This is a genomic window from Bowmanella yangjiangensis, assembly GCF_017255015.1.
Lineage (GTDB): Bacteria > Pseudomonadota > Gammaproteobacteria > Enterobacterales > Alteromonadaceae > Bowmanella > Bowmanella yangjiangensis.
Window position 1 is genome coordinate 1 of sequence record NZ_JAFKCS010000738.1, and the last position, 362, is coordinate 362.

Below are 362 nucleotides of genomic sequence, written 5' to 3' on the forward strand. Positions count from 1 at the left end.
TGGTGTGCAACGAGGAACACCGCTTCATCGTCAGCGAACAGCTGGCGAGCATCGGCCACGAAGCCCAGACCATCCTGCTGGAGCCCTTCGGCCGCAATACCGCACCTGCGGTCGCCATCGCCGCCATGCACCTGCTGGCCGAGGGCCGGGACGAACTGTTGCTGGTACTGCCGGCGGACCATGTGATCGAGGACGTCGCGGTGTTCCACAAGGCCCTCGCCGTGGCCCGCAACGCAGCGGAACAGGGTGCGATGGTGCTGTTCGGCGTACCTGCCGAGCGCCCCGAGACCGGCTATGGCTACATCAAGACCGGACGTGATGCGTGCGAACTTCCGCAGGGCGTACTGGCGGTCGAGGCCTTC

The 362-nt window shown here is 66.3% G+C and carries 1 protein-coding gene; it reads left to right on the top strand.

From position 1 onward, the window contains the following. On the top strand, positions 1-362 hold a 362-nt coding region (locus J0A65_RS26485), incomplete at both ends, for a sugar phosphate nucleotidyltransferase (protein WP_269814717.1).